Annotated in this window: 12 protein-coding genes; 7 read left to right on the top strand and 5 right to left on the bottom strand. The window is 57.4% G+C overall.

Annotation, left to right across the window (positions count from 1 at the left end):
• Nucleotides 1-57: 57 nt before the first annotated feature.
• Nucleotides 58-1,311, bottom strand: a complete 1,254-nt coding sequence (locus QM649_RS16595; protein ID WP_415200179.1) for a hypothetical protein — start codon at nt 1,309-1,311, stop codon at nt 58-60.
• A gap of 317 nt (nt 1,312-1,628) precedes the next feature.
• On the opposite strand from QM649_RS16595, the gene QM649_RS16590 reads away from it, so the two are divergent.
• The 3 genes from QM649_RS16590 to QM649_RS16580 are packed head-to-tail and all read left to right on the top strand — an operon-like array spanning nt 1,629 to nt 4,958.
• Nucleotides 1,629-2,855, top strand: a complete 1,227-nt coding sequence (locus tag QM649_RS16590) for a GumC family protein (protein WP_415200178.1) — start codon at nt 1,629-1,631, stop codon at nt 2,853-2,855.
• Nucleotides 2,852-4,012, top strand: a complete 1,161-nt coding sequence (locus QM649_RS16585) for a hypothetical protein (protein ID WP_415200177.1) — start codon at nt 2,852-2,854, stop codon at nt 4,010-4,012. Before QM649_RS16590 ends, QM649_RS16585 begins: the two co-directional genes overlap by 4 nt.
• Nucleotides 3,999-4,958 carry a glycosyltransferase gene (locus QM649_RS16580; protein WP_415200176.1) on the top strand — a complete coding sequence of 320 codons (960 nt, stop codon included), beginning with the start codon at nt 3,999-4,001 and terminating at the stop codon, nt 4,956-4,958. The genes QM649_RS16585 and QM649_RS16580 overlap by 14 nt, the downstream gene beginning before the upstream one ends.
• Before the next feature lie 34 nt (nt 4,959-4,992).
• On the opposite strand, the gene QM649_RS16575 is transcribed toward QM649_RS16580, so the two are convergent.
• On the bottom strand, nt 4,993-6,624 hold the full coding sequence (locus QM649_RS16575) for a lipopolysaccharide biosynthesis protein (protein ID WP_415200175.1): 1,632 nt from the start codon (nt 6,622-6,624) through the stop codon (nt 4,993-4,995).
• Nucleotides 6,625-6,988: 364 nt separating this feature from the next.
• Here QM649_RS16575 and QM649_RS16570 point away from each other — a divergent pair, with 364 nt between their 5' ends.
• The 4 genes from QM649_RS16570 to QM649_RS16555 all read left to right on the top strand — a co-directional run bounded on the left by QM649_RS16570 (nt 6,989) and on the right by QM649_RS16555 (nt 12,960).
• Nucleotides 6,989-8,119 carry a hypothetical protein gene (locus QM649_RS16570; protein ID WP_415200174.1) on the top strand — a complete coding sequence of 377 codons (1,131 nt, stop codon included), beginning with the start codon at nt 6,989-6,991 and terminating at the stop codon, nt 8,117-8,119.
• Nucleotides 8,120-8,339: 220 nt separating this feature from the next.
• Complete coding sequence (locus QM649_RS16565) at nt 8,340-10,118, top strand: glycosyltransferase (protein ID WP_415200173.1); 1,779 nt, start codon at nt 8,340-8,342, stop codon at nt 10,116-10,118.
• Nucleotides 10,119-10,319: 201 nt separating this feature from the next.
• Entirely contained in the window at nt 10,320-11,237 is a 918-nt protein-coding gene (locus QM649_RS16560; protein WP_415200172.1) for a glycosyltransferase, read from the top strand.
• 91 nt (nt 11,238-11,328) lie between these two features.
• Nucleotides 11,329-12,960: a tetratricopeptide repeat protein gene (locus QM649_RS16555; RefSeq protein WP_415200171.1), complete on the top strand. Its 1,632-nt coding sequence runs from the start codon at nt 11,329-11,331 to the stop codon at nt 12,958-12,960.
• Between the two features lie 135 nt (nt 12,961-13,095).
• Here QM649_RS16555 and QM649_RS16550 read toward each other — a convergent pair whose 3' ends face one another.
• Genes QM649_RS16550 through QM649_RS16540 form a run of 3 tightly spaced genes read right to left on the bottom strand, consistent with a single transcriptional unit; the run spans nt 13,096 to nt 16,933 of the window.
• A complete protein-coding gene (locus tag QM649_RS16550; RefSeq protein ID WP_415200170.1) occupies nt 13,096-14,994 on the bottom strand; it encodes a CRTAC1 family protein in 1,899 nt (632 codons plus the stop codon).
• An 8-nt stretch (nt 14,995-15,002) separates the two neighbouring features.
• Entirely contained in the window at nt 15,003-16,781 is a 1,779-nt protein-coding gene (locus QM649_RS16545) for a tetratricopeptide repeat protein (protein WP_415200169.1), read from the bottom strand.
• Nucleotides 16,778-16,933 (bottom strand): tetratricopeptide repeat protein, encoded by a 156-nt coding sequence (locus QM649_RS16540; RefSeq protein ID WP_415200195.1) that lies wholly within the window; start codon nt 16,931-16,933, stop codon nt 16,778-16,780. The genes QM649_RS16545 and QM649_RS16540 overlap by 4 nt, the downstream gene beginning before the upstream one ends.
• Between the last annotated feature and the right edge of the window lie 17 nt (nt 16,934-16,950).

The raw sequence follows: 16,950 nt of genomic DNA, 5'->3' as shown, positions 1-16,950 counted from the left end.
CCAATGCGCAGGGTCATCGCCTCGATACAGGGCTGCGGTCTCATGGCCGCAGCCCCGTTAAAGCTGCGGCGGTAGATAGAGCTGCCGATGGATCGATTCAATGAGGATCGGGGCAATCGGCTTGTAGATGCCGATTCGCAATTGCCTTTCCAGCGCAGGATCATTCGCCTTTACCTGTGAGCTGGATGCTTCGGAAGGGTGCTCCCAGCGGGCCATTTCAGCAATCAATGCCTGCTTACGTCCCTCGATAAATCGCAATCCCGCCCAATCGCTTCCCAAGCAGAAAAGTATGCATAGAAAGGCTATGGCTGAGAGGGCGACTCTCTTCACAGAGGGCTTTAACTGCAGGTTTGGTAGCACGATCTCCATCAAATAGATGAATACCAGCACCAACATGAGATTCGAGTAGATGCGATAGCGCGACGCTAGACTCTGCACCACACCAAGAGCTCCCCGCAGACCAGCGACGCCGAACGCGCTCAACACAACAAAGACCATTGAGTAAAAAACTGCCACATTGCGACGCGAATATCCACTGAAGCAGATATAGGCAAAAACGCAAAGCAGGACCAGGCCTAACGCGACGCTGGGGACATAGGAGGTGAATCCAGCCCCGGAAGAGCCCAGAAACGAGATTGCGTATAGCAGGTTGAAGTGCAGAAATGCATGGCCTACTGTTGCACCTGGCACAGCCTGTGACGAATGGAAATTGTACTTGTAGAAGTAGACTCCGCCCATCGCAAGCGCAGTCAGAGCCCAAAACAGCAGATGCCGCAAACGGCGCTGCTCAAGTAAGAGAATGCCACCGACTATAGATAGGCCGAAACCGTTCGCACTGCTGCACACAGCAATTACGAGCCAGAAACAGGCAAAGCCAAATGCACGAGTGGAACCGCTCTTTGAGAGAAAGAGTATCGCCAGCAGGCTACTGAAAATGACAGGAAGATTCTGCATGCCAGCCGTTGCCCAGTCCAGAGTTGAGCTATATTGCAGCTGAAATAGCAGAAGGGAAACAGGAAGCACGGAAAGAATGGCGGTGAAAAGATCATCGGCTCTTCGCTTATACATCGCGAGCACAGTAACGAAGATGCCGATGGGAATCAGATTTCCCATAACCATGAAGACAGGCAGGCTGACCCGGTGTATCAGTTCACACTGTACAGCCGTTACACCATTTACCAGCATGGTCTTGTATTCGCTCTGCTGGAACGTAATGACGTGCACGAACTTTGGCAGGAGGCCGTGCAACGGAACATATTGATTTGCGAAACCCAGGATGGCGGGATAGTCGTCCGCGTTGGGGATGTTCACGTAGCCCCGGGTCAGTAACGCATAAAACAATATGACAGGTGTAAGAAGAACAATCCAAAGGACGAATCTATTTGTTGGGGCGTGTTCCGAGGACGACATGGCGCCAGTCTAGCAGATCAATTCAACTTAGAATCCCCGCTTTGCGGAAGCAGCCACATCTCATGCGGGTAATCATGGAACGCCAGAACCGCATCGTTGACCATCGGACAGAGAGGTGCTGGAAGGCGAATTTGATGCATGAGATATCGCTACCACCCTCGTCTTTCCTCCTCTGCTTCATGCATCCTGTGTTGTGATAGAAGAGGAGCTTTTGATCGATGTCCCTGAGCACACCGGGTGTACCAGCCTCTAGCGATCCTCTTCCAGAGAGTCAGCACGTATCGCGTCCCCAGTCCACCGCCAGAACCGGCAAGCAAGCTGGTCCGCTGGCGACGATTTTTCATCTGCTGAGGAGCCGTCTCCGCAAGGCCATACTCGTTGCATTTTCTCTGGCCATTCTGGCCGGCGGAGGTTCTTTTCTCATCAAGCCGTATTTCACGGCAACAGCCTCTTTTGTGCCACCCACAGGAAATATGGGATCGGGCGCAACAGCGATGCTGAGCCAGCTCTCTTCGATGAGTAGCGGTTTAGGATCTGGCCTGCTGGGAGGCGTGAAAAGCAATGCTGATCTTTACAGCGGCATACTTAAGAGTCGTACAGTTGCTCAAAAGCTGATTGACCACTTTCAGTTGATGTCGGTTTACAGGGTGAATAAAGAAAGCCTTGCAGAGAAGGTTCTTGCATCGAAGACTCAAGTCGTAATCGGCACCAAGGACGGCATCGTTACCGTGAAAGTCACGGATCGTGACCCTGTGCGCGCCCGCGACATGGCGAATTTCTATTTGGATGCTCTGCGGGAAACCAGCTATGGCATGGCTTTTTCACAGCAGTCACAACAACGCCTCTTTTATGAAGACCGTCTCCGCAGGGAGAAGGACGCCTTATCCGATGCCGAAGTCGCTCTAAAGGAAAATGAAGAAAAGAGTGGCCTCGTCGCGCCTGTGGGACAGACAGGATTGCAGTTGCAGGAGATTGCGCAGCTTCGTGCCCAGGCAGCCGAAAAAGAAACGGAGCTGGCCTCGCTGCGCCAGAGTGAAGCTGAGGAAAATCCTGATATTACGAGGCTCAAGGGAGCGCTGAACAGTCTACACGCGCAGATTAGCCAGATGGAATCCGGCACCGGAGCCCTCAAGAACGAGAGCTTTTCGAATGCGCAGGTTCCCGCCCTGATGCTGGATTATGTACGGCTAGAACGTGATGTGAAATACCATGAAACTCTATTTGAGATCATCGCAAAGCAATATGAAGCCTCTCGCCTCAACGAGGCAGATGACCCTCCGCTACAGATTCTGGATCATGCGGTCACCCCTGACATGAAGGCTGGTCCACATCATGGCCTCATTGGCGCCATCGGTTTTCTCCTCGGCGGAATCTTTTTTTGTCTGTGGACGATTCTTCAGGCAACGCGACGCGGTGAGATCGACTGGAGCGAGTTTGCAGAATGAGCAAAGTTCTCCAGTCCCCGGAGACGAGCCTGAATTCAAGCGCATCCAGCATCCCCCAGCAGCGCAAGTATCCATTTTGGCTCATGCCCCTTTTGCTGATCGTGTACTTCGGCATAGCTACGCTATTGTTTTTCTACTGGGTTAACCCTTCCCTTACAGGGGAAAACGACAAACACATCACAGCCGACTCGCCAAGATATATCTATTTTGGCGAGTCTCTGCGCAGCGGCGAAATTGATCCTTACGTTGCAAGCGCTCTGTATTCGTTTCCAAACACAAATTGGGGTCCGACGCTGCTCGCTTATTTAGCTCCGGACACCTACGGCATGATGCTGATCAACCTTGGCATCTTTTCTTTGTCTTTATGGTTTTTCAGCAGGGCGGTCCACATTAACCCGGCACTCTTTTTGCTGCTACTTGTTCTCAATCCGACCACTACCATCAGCCTGCTGGCCGTGAACAAGGAACTGTTGGACCTGTTATCGCTCTCACTGTTCTTGTACTATCTTCGGCACCACAACCGGCTCTTGTTACTGTTGGCACTTACGATTTCGCTCGTCAGTAGATTTGAGACCTGTGCAACAATCCTGATCTTCCTATTCTTTCGTTCGCGCTGGAATCTATGGCGTGGACGCAGACTACGGTCATTGTTTGCCTATTGCATTCTGCTTGATCTAGGCATGGCGTTCTTATTGTCTTTGCCAAGCCAGGCATCCCGACTTACTGAAGCCGGGGACGCTGCTGGCGAAGCGGTAGCATCCAGTGGCCTGCTACTAATGCTCAACAATCTTGAGATCCACTTTCTTTTTGTCGTGGCACTCGTGCCCAAGCTACTCGATAACCTGTTTGCCGAGGTTTTCAACGTATCTCACTGGTTTGCGTTCAGCATGGATGACCCCGCAAATACATTTATCCTTTTCGGGAATAACCTGGCCAACCTTGTCATCGTGGTCTACCTAGCTATAAGACGAAAGTTATCTATCCGTAGCAGCATTATTTATTACGCTACGTTGATTGCAATCACGATGAGTGTTTCTGTCGTTATTCAGCCACGCTATTTTTATGGCGTGTATGCACTGCTCTGTCTCGAAGGGGCCCGTCGTATTCAGCACACTCCGTCAGAGCAACCCGGAAGGATTGTCAATGCAGTTGCCTGATGCTCAAAGCGCTGCTGTCACGTTCTACATCGTGATAGTGCTGTACAAGACTGAGCCTTTGAACTCCATAACCTATCGCAGCCTCCTGCGCTCACTCGCTGAGCCGATGGAATGCGTTCCAGACTACAAGATCCTGCTTTACGACAACACTCCAACGACACAGCGTGCGGAAGACTTTCCCCATTTCGTAGAATACAGAGCTTCCAACGTGAATACGGGGCTATCGGACGCATACAATCTCGCGGTTGCGCAAGCACAGCTACAGGGCTTTGAATGGCTACTTACACTCGATCAGGACACAGATCTTCCCGTCGACTTTATTCAAAATCTGACCAAAGTTGCGAAAAACTTCTCGACGCGTCCTGAAATCGCTGCAGTTGTACCGCACGTCAGTACCGGAGCTCGCGATGTGTCTCCTAACTGGTTTGCCGGCGGTGTCTTTCCACGGTGGTTTCCAAAAGGCTACCAGGGAGCGCCGGATCAAGCGGTATACGCCTTTAATTCCGGTACGTTGATACGTGTATCAGTGGTGATGTCCATAGGTGGTTACAGCCCTCTTTTCTGGCTTGATTATTGCGACGGCTATATTTACCGACAGATCGAGAAGAGCGGCCTAAAAGTGTACATCGCCGGACATATTCATCTGCAGCACGACTTCTCCCTGCTGGACGCCTCGAACAAGATGAGCCTGTTCCGCTATCAAAATGCATTGGAAGCGGGGTCAGCCTTTTACGACTTGGAGATGAGCTGGCTTGCCGGCGCCGATCAGACCCTGCGCCTCTTGCTCCGGTACATCAAGCAGTGTCTGCACCGCGACAACCCTGCAATCCGCCGCGCTACGATTACCATGTTTTTCCGGAGGCTCTTCGTGCCGCGAGCAAGGCGTACTCGCGAGTGGGTGAACGCGCAGAATTTACGTATCCAGCAAACATCTCTGCGAATGTAAGAGCAGAGATGGATCATCCATGTAAGTGATATGTCTACGCGAAACGGGCGATCCAGCGTGAAAGATATCGGTTTAACCGTAACCGGTCCTCTGATGTCATACCCAGGAAGAGAGCTAAAGGAATTGACATCAAGCTGCAGACCATTGCGAGCGCCAGCAATTGTACTGCGGTGGTGACCCACAGGCGTCCTATAAAAAATATTGGGACGACAGGCGTTATCGATAACAGCGGTTTAAGAATACCCTGCACAAGAAATAAGCCGGCTCTCATCTCAATGACATCCTGTGTGCGCTTCAGGTTGACGAACAACTGTAACAGTACGCCCGCAAATGCTCCCACCACAGAACCTAGGGCGACGCCAGGCGCTCCCAACCATTTAGCTCCAATAAAGCTGCACATCAGATTGACGATGCCTTCGCCAATAGGCGAAATCAGCATCTGAGTCTGCTTTCCTGCGCTGAACCCGGTCATGGCATAGAGAGCACAACTTTGACGTACAGCCTGTGCCGCGATGAGAATTTCCGCCAAGGGCAGAGTGCGGGTTGCGTATTCCTGACGCACCCACCAGTGCAGCAGAGCAGGCAAGCTCATTCCGAGGAACAGTACTAGCAGTCCGAGTAGTATGTTGCCCCAGCGCGTAATCTCTATAACCACTTCACCAAGCCTTCGAGCATCGCCTTTTGCATGCACAGATGTGACGAGAGGCATTAGGGGCCCTGTGATCGAGGCGAATGGCACCAGCAAGAGGTTGCTAGCCGTCAATGCGAGACCATAGTAGGCCGTCTGTGGGAAATCGAATGCCGAAACCAGTGGCAGATCCATACCGGAGATCAGCAATCCCGCAAGCTGTGAAACCATCATGCCGAGGGAAAACATGAAGACCTCACCGAGGTAGCTGCGCCGGATCAGACGCCACACAAATAGCTCAGCTGTCGGACGGATGCGTGCCGCTGTCACGTACAACAGCGACTGCAATACGGTGCCTGCCGCCATTGCAAGAGCCATCGCCACCAGACCACGATGCCGCATCGCGACCCATGCAACCCCGGCTGCCCCTGCCACTTTGCCGATGGTAGCCGCAATAGCATTGATTTCCGAGCGTTGATCGCCAGCAAACATGCCGGCAAGCGAAGAGAATGGAAGCGCTAACGCTGCAGTCACTGCGGTGATTGCCAGTGCCCGCTCCGCCGGATGCAGCAGCGAAGACGACTCACTCGGAATAAACCAAGAAAGAGCTGGGCTGCCCACCGCGAAGAGCAATGTCATAATGCCTGCGACGATGCCAAGCAATACGGTCGCATTGGTCAGAACCCGGGATACCCCGGCCGCACCGGTGGTAGCACGCTCCAAGGCCACATAGCGCGCGATCACAGTTTGAATGCCATTGTCGATTAGAGTGATGTAGCTGGCGATCTGGAGGATCAGCAGCCAAACCGCATACGTCGGACGGTCCAGCGAGCGGACCAGCAATGGCGGCAACACAAGAACAACAAGAAGCGCACTCACCTGACGAGCAATATTCGCACCAGCGTTAGAGAGTACGAGGCTCAGTCCGCCACGTTGCGCCGGAGGAAGAGGTTCGGGCGGTGCGCCCTGCTGCTGCGCCAGCACTGCCGCTGGCTCGATCCATTCAGGGGCTGTATCTGTTTGGATGCCGCGCTTCATGCCTTCAACCTCGAAACAGCCCTCCATGCCTCATTCATGCCGTCAACTTTGCCCTATTCATCATAGTCGCTGCATACCAGGGATTTCTTTCCTGCCGCGGACTCCGGTAGCCTGATAGTGGAGAAACCTAATGGACATCGCTCGCTCCTGCATATCGCCTCTGCTTGGTCTTCTGGTTGTTCTCTCCAGCGCCCCCCGATCCTTCGCGCAGGCCCCGCCACAGCCAGCCTCACCCCTAGGCGGGGAGGCTCAGCCTTCAATAGAGTTTGACGCAGCGACCTTTCCGGGGTCTGATATCTGCAGCAAGACCAATGCTGCAGTGGCAGCATCTTTCGCCGCCATAAAGCAGCCTGGCATCGCCCACATGGCAGAATTGCGCGGCCGCATTCGAATTCCTGCCGGAAATTACAGCTGTTCGACGCCCATTCACGTTCCGCACGGAGTCTGGATCTCGGGCGATGGAGACGCAACGTTCATCACTTGGACTGGCTCGGGCGCGGCGGTCATTGCATCGGAAACAGATGTTCCGGGCGAGTATGTACAAGGCATACTGAGCGACCTTCACATCCGCGGCACTGAGACAGCGGGCCAGGATGGAATCTACGTGGGCGGGGATGCCAACTGCAATCAATCGTGTACTGCAAACCCCGCCTCAAACATCGGCTATAACTACGTATTCCGAAACATCACAATTTACAACATGGGCGACAACGGAATTCAGTACGGAAATGGCGCCTTCAATCTGCTTTGGGACAATGTGCATGCCAATAACAATCTGAGGTATGGCCTCTACGTACCTCATACCTCTACCGGAGGTGGCCAGTACAACACCTGGACCCATTCGCAGCTCAGCGGTAACAGGCTAGGAGGCTGGTTTATCGATCAGTCGCCTTTTGTAACCTTCGAGATGTTTGGTGTTGATGTGCAATATAACGTAGGCAACAATGGAGCGCCCCGAAACGCTGAGGTAACAGGCGGACATGTCATCTGTGTCGGTTGCCATTTCGAGCACCAGCAAGGAGCATTCTTCGACTTGAATGGCGAAGATGAATCCCATAAGGGGGATGATATTCAATTGGTCGGCGGCCAAATCATCTCAATCAAACGCGGGATTACGGATCCTTACCTTGTGATAGCCGGGGGCGCTGCCAGATTCTCTGCTTCGGGCACCTATATCATCGCTTTTCACAATATCGATCACATGATCTCTGTTACCGAGCCTTCGGTAGCATCGATCAGCGTTTTTGGAACAACGGTGTATTCGAACGGCGTTCACTTCGGAGGGGTTACCACAGCACAGGGGCAAGGAATCCGCTACGAGGAGCCGATCGATACGAGAACCCAAGCGCCTAATGTTACAGGCCCTCGCTATTTTGGAGGAACCACCAGCTTTGACACGATTGAAGCTGGGAATATCCGCTCCGAGAACGGCTTCACCGGTACGTGCACGACAGGCATAGTCGTTAATAAGGGAATTGTGACTGGCTGCAAGTAAACTGAATCCTTCCAAGAGCCTGCATAGGCACCAGCACGTCTATGCAGGCTCTTGAGAGACTCAGACGAACTCTATCTCTAGTTTTGGGCGCTGGCTATTCAGGTGCAATCGTCCGCAGGCTCTTCGCCCCAGCCCCAGATTTAGCCCACACATTCCTGCGTGGGAGCAGGTACTTGTATTCGCATGCCGCACTAGCAACGATCTTGCTAAATGCGTAAAAATGAAGGAAGTGCCGTACGCCTCATCCAATCCGTGGCCTCCTTCGGCCGCCTCTTCCCTGCCCGCACAGCGCGTCTCAATTCTCGCCGTCGTCGTCCTCTACCAAATTGCGGCCAAGGAATCCATCAGCCTACAGAGCCTGTTGCACAGCAGGGCTGAAGCTGCCGATCCGAACCTAGAGGTTCACATTCTGCTGGTTGACAACAGTCCCGATGCGCAGGTCTCAGACGAAAATTGGATATCGGGTATTGAACAGCTTGTAGATCCGAAAAATCAAGGCTTGGCCAATGCATATAACCGGGCAATTGAAATTGCCGAAGATGCTGGCAGCACCTGGTTGCTGACGCTCGATCAGGACACGGCTTTACCCCCGAACTTTCTCTCCGAGATGGCGAAGCATGCGCGTCAACATCAGCAGGATCCGAGCATTGCAGCTATCCTTCCCCGCGTGCAAAGCGGGAGCACCGCCATTTCGCCACTTCACTATCGTTGGGGGGCGCTCCCGGCCTGGTACCCATCCAATTTTGTTGGTGTACCGGACGAGCCCGTTTTCGGTATCAATTCAGCTTCCCTATTGCGCGTAGACGCACTCGTGCAGGCCAGAGGCTACGACCCCTGGTTCTGGCTGGATTGCAGCGATACGGCGATCTTTCGACGCCTGCACAAATTTGGGAAGAGAGTTTCCATAGCTGGCGACGTTGAGGTGCAACATGAGCTTTCGGTGAAAAACATGCAACATCAGCTGTCGCCAGAGCGATATCGACATATGCTGCTCGCCGACTCTGCCTTCTGGGACGCGGAGGGAAACCTGCTGAAAGGATTTGAGCTCACCGGACGCCTCCTCATGCGGCTCATGCGTCAATTTTTACGGCGCGAGCCATCTACCCTCCGGCACTTAACCGTACAAGCACTTCTGCGGCGGTTGTTCCTCTCCAGAGGCTATCGCATAAGGTTATTTCGCGAAACGGTCCATCAGCATCTTGCTGGGGGTCTTTCCACCACAGCCCTCTCCCCGCGGCATCCAAAGGTCTCTGTCTGTATGGCATCCTATAATGCCGGCCACTACATAGACATGCAGCTGCAGTCCATCCTTCTACAGCTGGACACCAACGATGAGATAGTGATCATCGATGACAACTCTACCGATGGCACACCTGATCGCATTCGCACCTTTGCTGACCCCCGCATCCGCTTGATCGTGCACACGCGGAATGCAGGCGTGATTCGTACCTTTGAGCAGGCCTTGCGAACAGCTACCGGCGATATCCTTTTTCTCTCTGACCACGACGACATTTGGGCTCCCGACAAGGTTCAACTCTTTCGAGAGGCTTTCGGTCAGGGGCCGCATGTTCAACTTGTAATGAGTGCCATCTCGCTGATTGATGCAGAGGGCATCCCATTTCGCAACAGGCGATGGGACAAGGACGGAAAATTCCAGCGTGGCTTCTTAAGGAACATCGTAAAGAACAACTACCAAGGCTCGTCTCTCGCGCTCAGGTCGAATCTCCTGGCGCCGCTTCTGCCCTTCCCTACAGACCGAAAGTATCTGCACGATGCCTGGATTGGTACGTTGAACGACCGCCTTCATGGAGGTATGGTCTTTCTTCAGAAACCACTCTTGCTATACCGTCGTCACGCTACGAACGTCAGTCAGAATCTGACCTTGAAAGAGAGAATCCTTGGCCGGACACAGCTATTGATGGACCACCTGTGGCATGCCATCCGTTGTCGCCCCCTTCTACGGAAAACTTCCTCTGGAAGCTCGTCGTTAGGGCTTTGATCAGAAATCAGCCTTACAACTCTGCGCTACACTGACAACATTCCTGATTCACGACATCACACAAACCAACAGCCTACCTGTCTACAGGTACTGAAATACAACGCAAAGACTGGCAGATCTGGATCAGTACAGCGAATGACAGGGTAAGTATTTAAAAGCCTCGTGAAATATTCCACTGCTTCCAGGCTCAAAGGGTGATTGATGTCCGCATTTTCTGTCATCGTACCTACCCTTAACGCAGCGAGTGAATGGCCTGCTTTTTCGCGGGCGCTGCTGGCCTGTGTAGAGCCGAAACAGATACTCATTGTCGACTCCTCCTCGAATGACAACACCGCGGAACTTGCGCGGCAGGCGGGCTTTCGCGTGCTTGAGATTGCTCGATCCGAGTTTAATCATGGCGGGACTCGACAGTGGGCGGCGGAGCAGGTTTCCGATAAGGTGGAGTTTCTCGTCTACCTGACACAAGACGCGATTCTCGCGAGCCCGGATGCGATCGCGAACATCCTCGCCCCGTTCGGAGATCCGCAGGTTGCGGCGGTATGCGGACGGCAGCTGCCACACATCGGAGCCGGGCCGATTGAATCACATGCGCGACTCTTCAATTATCCAGAGCACTCAAGCGTGCGCACATTGGAGTCCCGGAAGACGATGGGCTTCAAGGCCATCTTCATCTCGAACTCATTCGCAGCGTATCGCCGAAGCGCATTGATGGCCGCCGGTGGATTTCCCACGAACGTAATCTTTGGCGAAGACACGGTGCTGGTTGCGCGGCTGCTGCTCGGTGGATGGAAGGTGGCTTATGCGGGGGATGCCTGCGTTCGCCACTCCCATGCTTACAGCATTGCGAGTGAGTTCAAGCGCTATTTCGACATCGGGGTTCTGCATCATCGCGAGTCATGGCTGCTCGAAGAATTCGGACAAGCGAGTGGGGAGGGAAAGCGCTTTGTGCTCTCCGAGCTGCGCTATCTTCTAAAACGAAATCCTTTGCTGATTCCCGGAGCTCTGCTGCGGACTGGCGCCAAGCTGGCCGGCTATCGGCTCGGCCGCAGCGAAAGCCGGTTGAGCGTTGCCACCAAGCGTCGACTGAGCATGCATCATCGCTTCTGGCAGGGAGAGTAGCGAACCGGGTAATATCTGTCTCTGCTTCATGTGGAGAGCCTCCTCAACGCGAGCGGCAGCGGCAGGTTGGAGGTATTCGTTTGTTGCGCTCATGCTGCTGGCGACAGCCGAAGTTTGCCTGCCGCCGATGCGGTACACGGCAACGGCGCATGCAGCAGAAGATCCCGACGCCGCGTGTAGTTCCTGCCATCGTGAAATCTATGAAAAGTACCGCAGCACCCCAATGGCGCATGCCAGCGGGGTGGCGATGGATGGGTTTACGCCTGGGGATTTTGTGCATGCTGCTTCGGGGATTCATTACCGCGTGTACGAGGATCGTGGGCGGGTGTATCTGTCTTACGAGCGAACCTCCGGGAACTCCGTAGAAAACCTGCATGGCACGCAGGAGCTGGCGTGGTTTCTCGGCTCCGGGAAGCGCGGCCGCACGTATCTGTTCGAGCAGCAGGGCTACTGGTTCGAGATTCCTGTGAACTGGTATGCGAAGAAGGGCATCTGGGACATGGCTCCCGGATATCTTGACGCCAAGACAATGCCCATGACCCTGCCTGCCGACCAGGGGTGCCTGCGATGCCATTTCTCGGGTGCGCAGCAGGCGTTGCCGGACGCGCGCAATCATTATGCGGCGCTGCCGGTTCTGCATGGCGGTATCACCTGCGCGTCCTGCCATGGCGACGGCGCAGAGCACGTTGCATCGGGAGGCGCAAAGGCGATGCTCGACCCTGCGAAGCTTGCGCCGGAGCGTCGCGACTCAGTGTGCCTGCAATGCCATCTTGAAGGCAAGGTGGTCGTTGCGAAGCAGGGCAAGTCGCTCGGAGACTTTAAGCCCGGAGATGACATCTTCGATTACGCGCTGTTCTTTGTGCGCGCGGCGGAGCAGGGTGCAGGCGGACGCGCGACGAGCCAGTGGGAGGCGCTGGAGCAGAGTGCGTGCAAGCGCGGCGCCGGCGACAGGCTGATCTGCACGACGTGTCATGATCCGCACAGCTCGCCGACCGAGGCCGAGCGCGTGGCCTCTTATCGCACCCGCTGCCTCGCGTGCCATACGGGCGCGAAGTATGCGACGCAACATCATGCGGAGCAGCCGGACTGCGCGGGCTGCCACATGCCGCGCGCGGCGACCAATGACATTGCCCATGAGCAGGTGACGGACCATCGCATCCAGATCCCGGGGGCGAGAATCTCTCCTCCGCCGGCACAGAGTGGCGTGCTGCGGGCTGTGCATGAAGAGCATCCTTCGGATCGCGAGTTTGGGTTGGCGTATGCGCAGCTGGCGACGAAGGGCGATCGCGAGGCTGCTCAGAAAGCGTACGGGCTTCTTCACAGCGCGGAGCAGAAGCATGCGGACGCGGATGACGAGCAGCTGCACATGGAGCTCGGCTTCCTGGAGCAGGTGATGGGGCACGCGGATGCGGCGCAGGCGGAGTATCGGTCGGCGCTGAAGGCGAACCCTTTCGATGCCGTGGCGGAAGGCGATCTGGCGTTGATCCTGGCGCAGGAGCGCCACTACGACGAAGCGATGGCGCTGTGGCAGCGCGCGTTCGAGCATGATCCAGCGCAGACGGCGGCGGGAGAAAACCTGGCGCAGGTCGCGTGCGGGCAGGGGCAGATCGACCTGGCGCTAAAGACGCTGGACCGCGTGCTGATGTTCTCTCCCGACGATCAGTACGCGAAGGCGATGGCTGCGGGGATGCGGTCGGGAGCGATCGCCTGTGGTTCGAGATAGTGTGTCTTCCCACGTCTCAGAAGCGAGACGTGGGGCACCCGGATTTTCGCCTGGTGAAAGAGAACTGCAGGTTCCTCCACTGCGCTCACTTCGTTCGCTCCGGTCGGAATGACAATCTTTCGGAGAATGAAAGGCTTAACTACGCCTGGTCGCGGGCTTGAGCATCTCGGAGCGCGCTGTCTTGCTGCCTTCTTCGAGGATGTGCAGGCGATTGACGGCGAGATTGCTGAAGGTGTCGACCTGTCCTGAAGGCCAGCGGACTTCGATGCTATCGACGATGGTCGCGTCTTCCAGGCCGAAGTGCAGGCGGAGATCGTTCTGCGAATAGTAGCTGCCGCCGCTGCGCAGCTCGTCGATTTGTATCAGCGGCTGTTGCGAATTCTTCTGCGTGTGCGCGGTGACCTTGACGCGCGCGCCGATGCCGGTGCGGTTCGACTTCGTGCCCTTTAACTTGATCTTGATCCAGCTGCGCTTCCACGTGGAGTCGCAGCGGAGGAGCTGCGGCAGAGCGTTGACGCAGTTGACAGCGATGTCGATGTCTCCATCGTTGTCGTAATCGCCAAAGGCGCAGCCGCGGGCGGGCGCGGGCGTGGTGATACCGGGTCCGCCGAGCGCGGAGACATCGTCGAAACGGCCATTGCGCAGGTTGCGGTAGAGATACTTGGGCTCGGCATAGGGCGCTTCATTGTGCGAGTTGTTGACCTCGGGATAGACGTGGCCGTTGGCAATGAGGAGGTCGAGCCAGCCGTCGTTATCCATGTCAAAGAAGCCGACGCCCCAGCCGAGATAACGCGTGTTCATGCCGAGGCCGGCGAGGTAGGTGCGGTCCTCGAAGCTGCCGTCGCCGAGATTGGCGTAGAGCGAGTCGGTGTCGCCGGCGAAGTTGGTCTTGGCGATGTCGAGTGTACCGTCGCGGTTGTAATCGCCGACGGAGACACCCATACCCGCCTGCGGCTTGCCGTCGGGCGAGAGCGCGGCGCCGGACTCGATGGCGACATCGCGAAAGGTGCCGTCTTTCTGGTTGCGGTAGAGTGTGGCGGCGGTGGAATCGTTGGCAAGGTAAATATCGGGCCAGCCGTCGTTGTCGAAATCGGCGACGGCGACGCTGAGACCGTAGTTGCCGAGCGAGTCGGCGATGCCGCTTTTCTCGGAGACATCCGTGAATGTGCCGTTGCCGTTATTGCGGTAGAGGATATTTTTTCCGCTCGCGAGGCCGGGCGGGCCACAGGCGACGACGATGCCCTTGTACATGCAGTTGGCCGCTTCGGGCGTAGGCGCGGTCTTCAGGTCGAGGTCGATGTAGTTGGCGACGAAGAGATCGAGATGACCGTCGCGGTCGTAGTCGAGGAAGGCGCAGCCTGAGTTCCAGCGCAAGCGCGACTGCGCGAGACCAGCCTTCACCGTGACGTCTGTGAATGTGCCATCGCCATTGTTACGAAAGAGCGCGTTCTGTCCGTAGTAGGTCACGAAGAGATCGTCATGGCCGTCGTTGTCATAGTCGCCGACGCAGCAGGCCTGTCCCCAGCCGCTGCGCGCGAGGCCGGCTTTCAGGGTGACATCCGTGAAGGTGCCGTCGCGATTGTTTTTGAAGAGATGGCAGGTGGGCTCGTCGCCCCTGGCGAAGCCTTCGAGACGCCAGCCGTTGACGAGGAAGAGATCGAGCCAGCCGTCTTCGTCGTAGTCGTAGAAGGCGACGCCGCAGCCGGTGGTTTCGAGAAGGTATTTATTCTTGCCGACGCCGCCGAAGATGGTCTTGGCATTGAGACCGGACTGCGTGGCGACGTCGATGAACTCGACGCCGAGTGGCGTACCGCTGATGGGCGACGGCGGCCCGGGCGGCGGCGGCATGGGGCGCGCTTCATATGTCGGCTGGGCGCTGCCCATCGTTTGCTGCGCGCGGGGCGGATCGCCTTCGGCCCCCGCTCCCGCTGGTCGCGATCCAAAGCCGGGCGGTGTAGCGAGGGCGAGCACATCGGCGAAGGGGAGCACCAGGGCGGACCGGCTGAGCGAGCGGAGGAAGCGGCGACGGTTCATGCTTTCACTCACGGATGCGAGCCGCCTTCGAGCTTTTGCGCAGCCGCGCGCTCGGCGGCGGCGTCCGAGGCGCGGCCTTCGCGGTCATACGCGAGAGCGAGCTGGCGATGGGCTTCGGCAAAGGTGGGATCGCTGGCAATGGCCTCCTGATAGCGGGAGACGGCATCAGCGACCTGCCCCTTTTGCAGGCTGGCATTGGCGGCGTTGAGTGCGAACTGCGCACGCTGGCGGTTGACGGCGACGCGGGTGAGGTCGGCCGCCTGCTTGCGCTCGGCGGCGGCCTCGTCCTTGTGGCCCTGCTCCTGCAATACACCGGCGAGCGTGATGTGCGGGCCGGGCTGATTGGGCAGGAGCGCGATGGCCTTGCGCAGGGCAGCGGCGGCATCGTCGTTTCTGCCCATCTGCCGGTAGACGCTGCCGAGGATAGCCCAGGTGTCGCCGTTGTTGGGGCGGGCGGCGAGCGACTGCGTGAAGTTTTTCACCGCATCGTCGAAGCGCCCGGCCTGCATGGAGAGGATGCCGAGGGTATAAGGCGCATCGGGCGATGCGGGATCGAGGCGCGCGGCCTCCTCAAGCTCCTTCACCGCGCCGGGCAGATCGTCCTTGAGCTTGAGGGCGAGGCCGAGGTTGTAGTGGAGCTGCGGATTGTCAGGCTCAGCGGCGAGTGCGGTGCGGAACTCGTGCATGGCGTCGTCGATGTCGCTCTGCTGGAGGTAGGCGACGCCGAGAACCTGATGGCCGTTGACATCATTGGGCATGAGCGTGAGCTCGCGCTGGATGTAGGCGATGGCATCCTTCGCCTTGCCGGTCTGGATAAGGGCGAGCGCGAGGTTCGAGAGCGCGGGAGCGTTGTCGGGCTGCGCCTCGACGACCTGGGTGAAGAGCGGGATTGCGGCCTCGACCTGTCCGGAGCGCTGGAGGGCCATGGCGAGCTGATTCGCAGGCTCCGGCGCTGCGGCATCGAGCTGATGCGCCTGCTGGAAGTGGGAGATCGCCTCGTCGTCGCGGCCTGCGGCAGCAAGCGCTTTGCCCAGCTCAAGCTGCACGGCAGGGCTCTGCGGCGCGAGGGTGGCGGCGGTGTTGAGCTGCTGCAGGGTGGCGGGATCGGAGGGCTGAGCGGTGTTTTCGAGGACAACGCCGAGGTGCAGATGCGCGAGGGCGAAGCTCGGATCGATGTCGATAGCGCGGCGGAAGCTCTGCGCGGCGGCCTGCCAATTCTGCTGCTGCGCGTAAAGGGAGCCGAGATCGTCGGCAAACTGCGCGTTTTGCGGGTCGGCGGCAACTGCCTGCTCGAGGTGGCGCTGCGCGGCGGCGCGTTCTCCGCTGGCGGCTTCGATGCGTCCCCACGCGGCGAGAAGATCTGGGGCGAGAGGTTGCGGCTGGGCAGCAAGCTGCGCGAAGAGAGGCGCGGCGTGGGCGGCATCGCCCGAATTGGCATAGGCAAGTGCGAGGTTGGCGAGCGCGGCAGAGTCCGCGGGCTTGAGCGCGAGGGCCTGGTTGAGCTCGGCGATGGCGGCCGGATAGTCATGCAGCTGCACGAGGATCGCGCCGAGCGCGGAGTGGCCCTCCTCGACCTGCGGCGCGAGATGAACGGCGCGCTCGAAGTGCGTACGGGCCGCAGCGAGATTGCCCTTTGCCGCGGCTGCGTATCCGGCACGGAAGGCGGCGGTGGCCTGCGTGGCTTCACGGTTCGCAGCCGGAGCGGTCTGTGGCTGCGGTTGCGATTGCGCTCGCAGGCAGGCGGGTGCGAGCAGCGCGAGCAGGGCTGCAGTGGCGAGCCTGCTCACTGGGGCTGGCTCCCGGAGTTGTCGCTCGAGGCCGGCGATTGCAGGCGCTGCGCGGCCTGGAACTGCTGCTGAGCCTGATCGCGGCGGCCGGTCTGCCGATAGGCCTGCCCGAGCAGCATGTGCGCGGTGAAGTTGCCGGGATCGATGGCCACGAGCGACAACTCCGGGA

Origin of the sequence: Silvibacterium sp., assembly GCF_047605705.1 — a bacterium.
Lineage (GTDB): Bacteria > Acidobacteriota > Terriglobia > Terriglobales > Acidobacteriaceae > Silvibacterium.
Note: the sequence above shows the minus strand (reverse complement) of the source record. Positions and strands in the feature narration are given on the sequence as shown.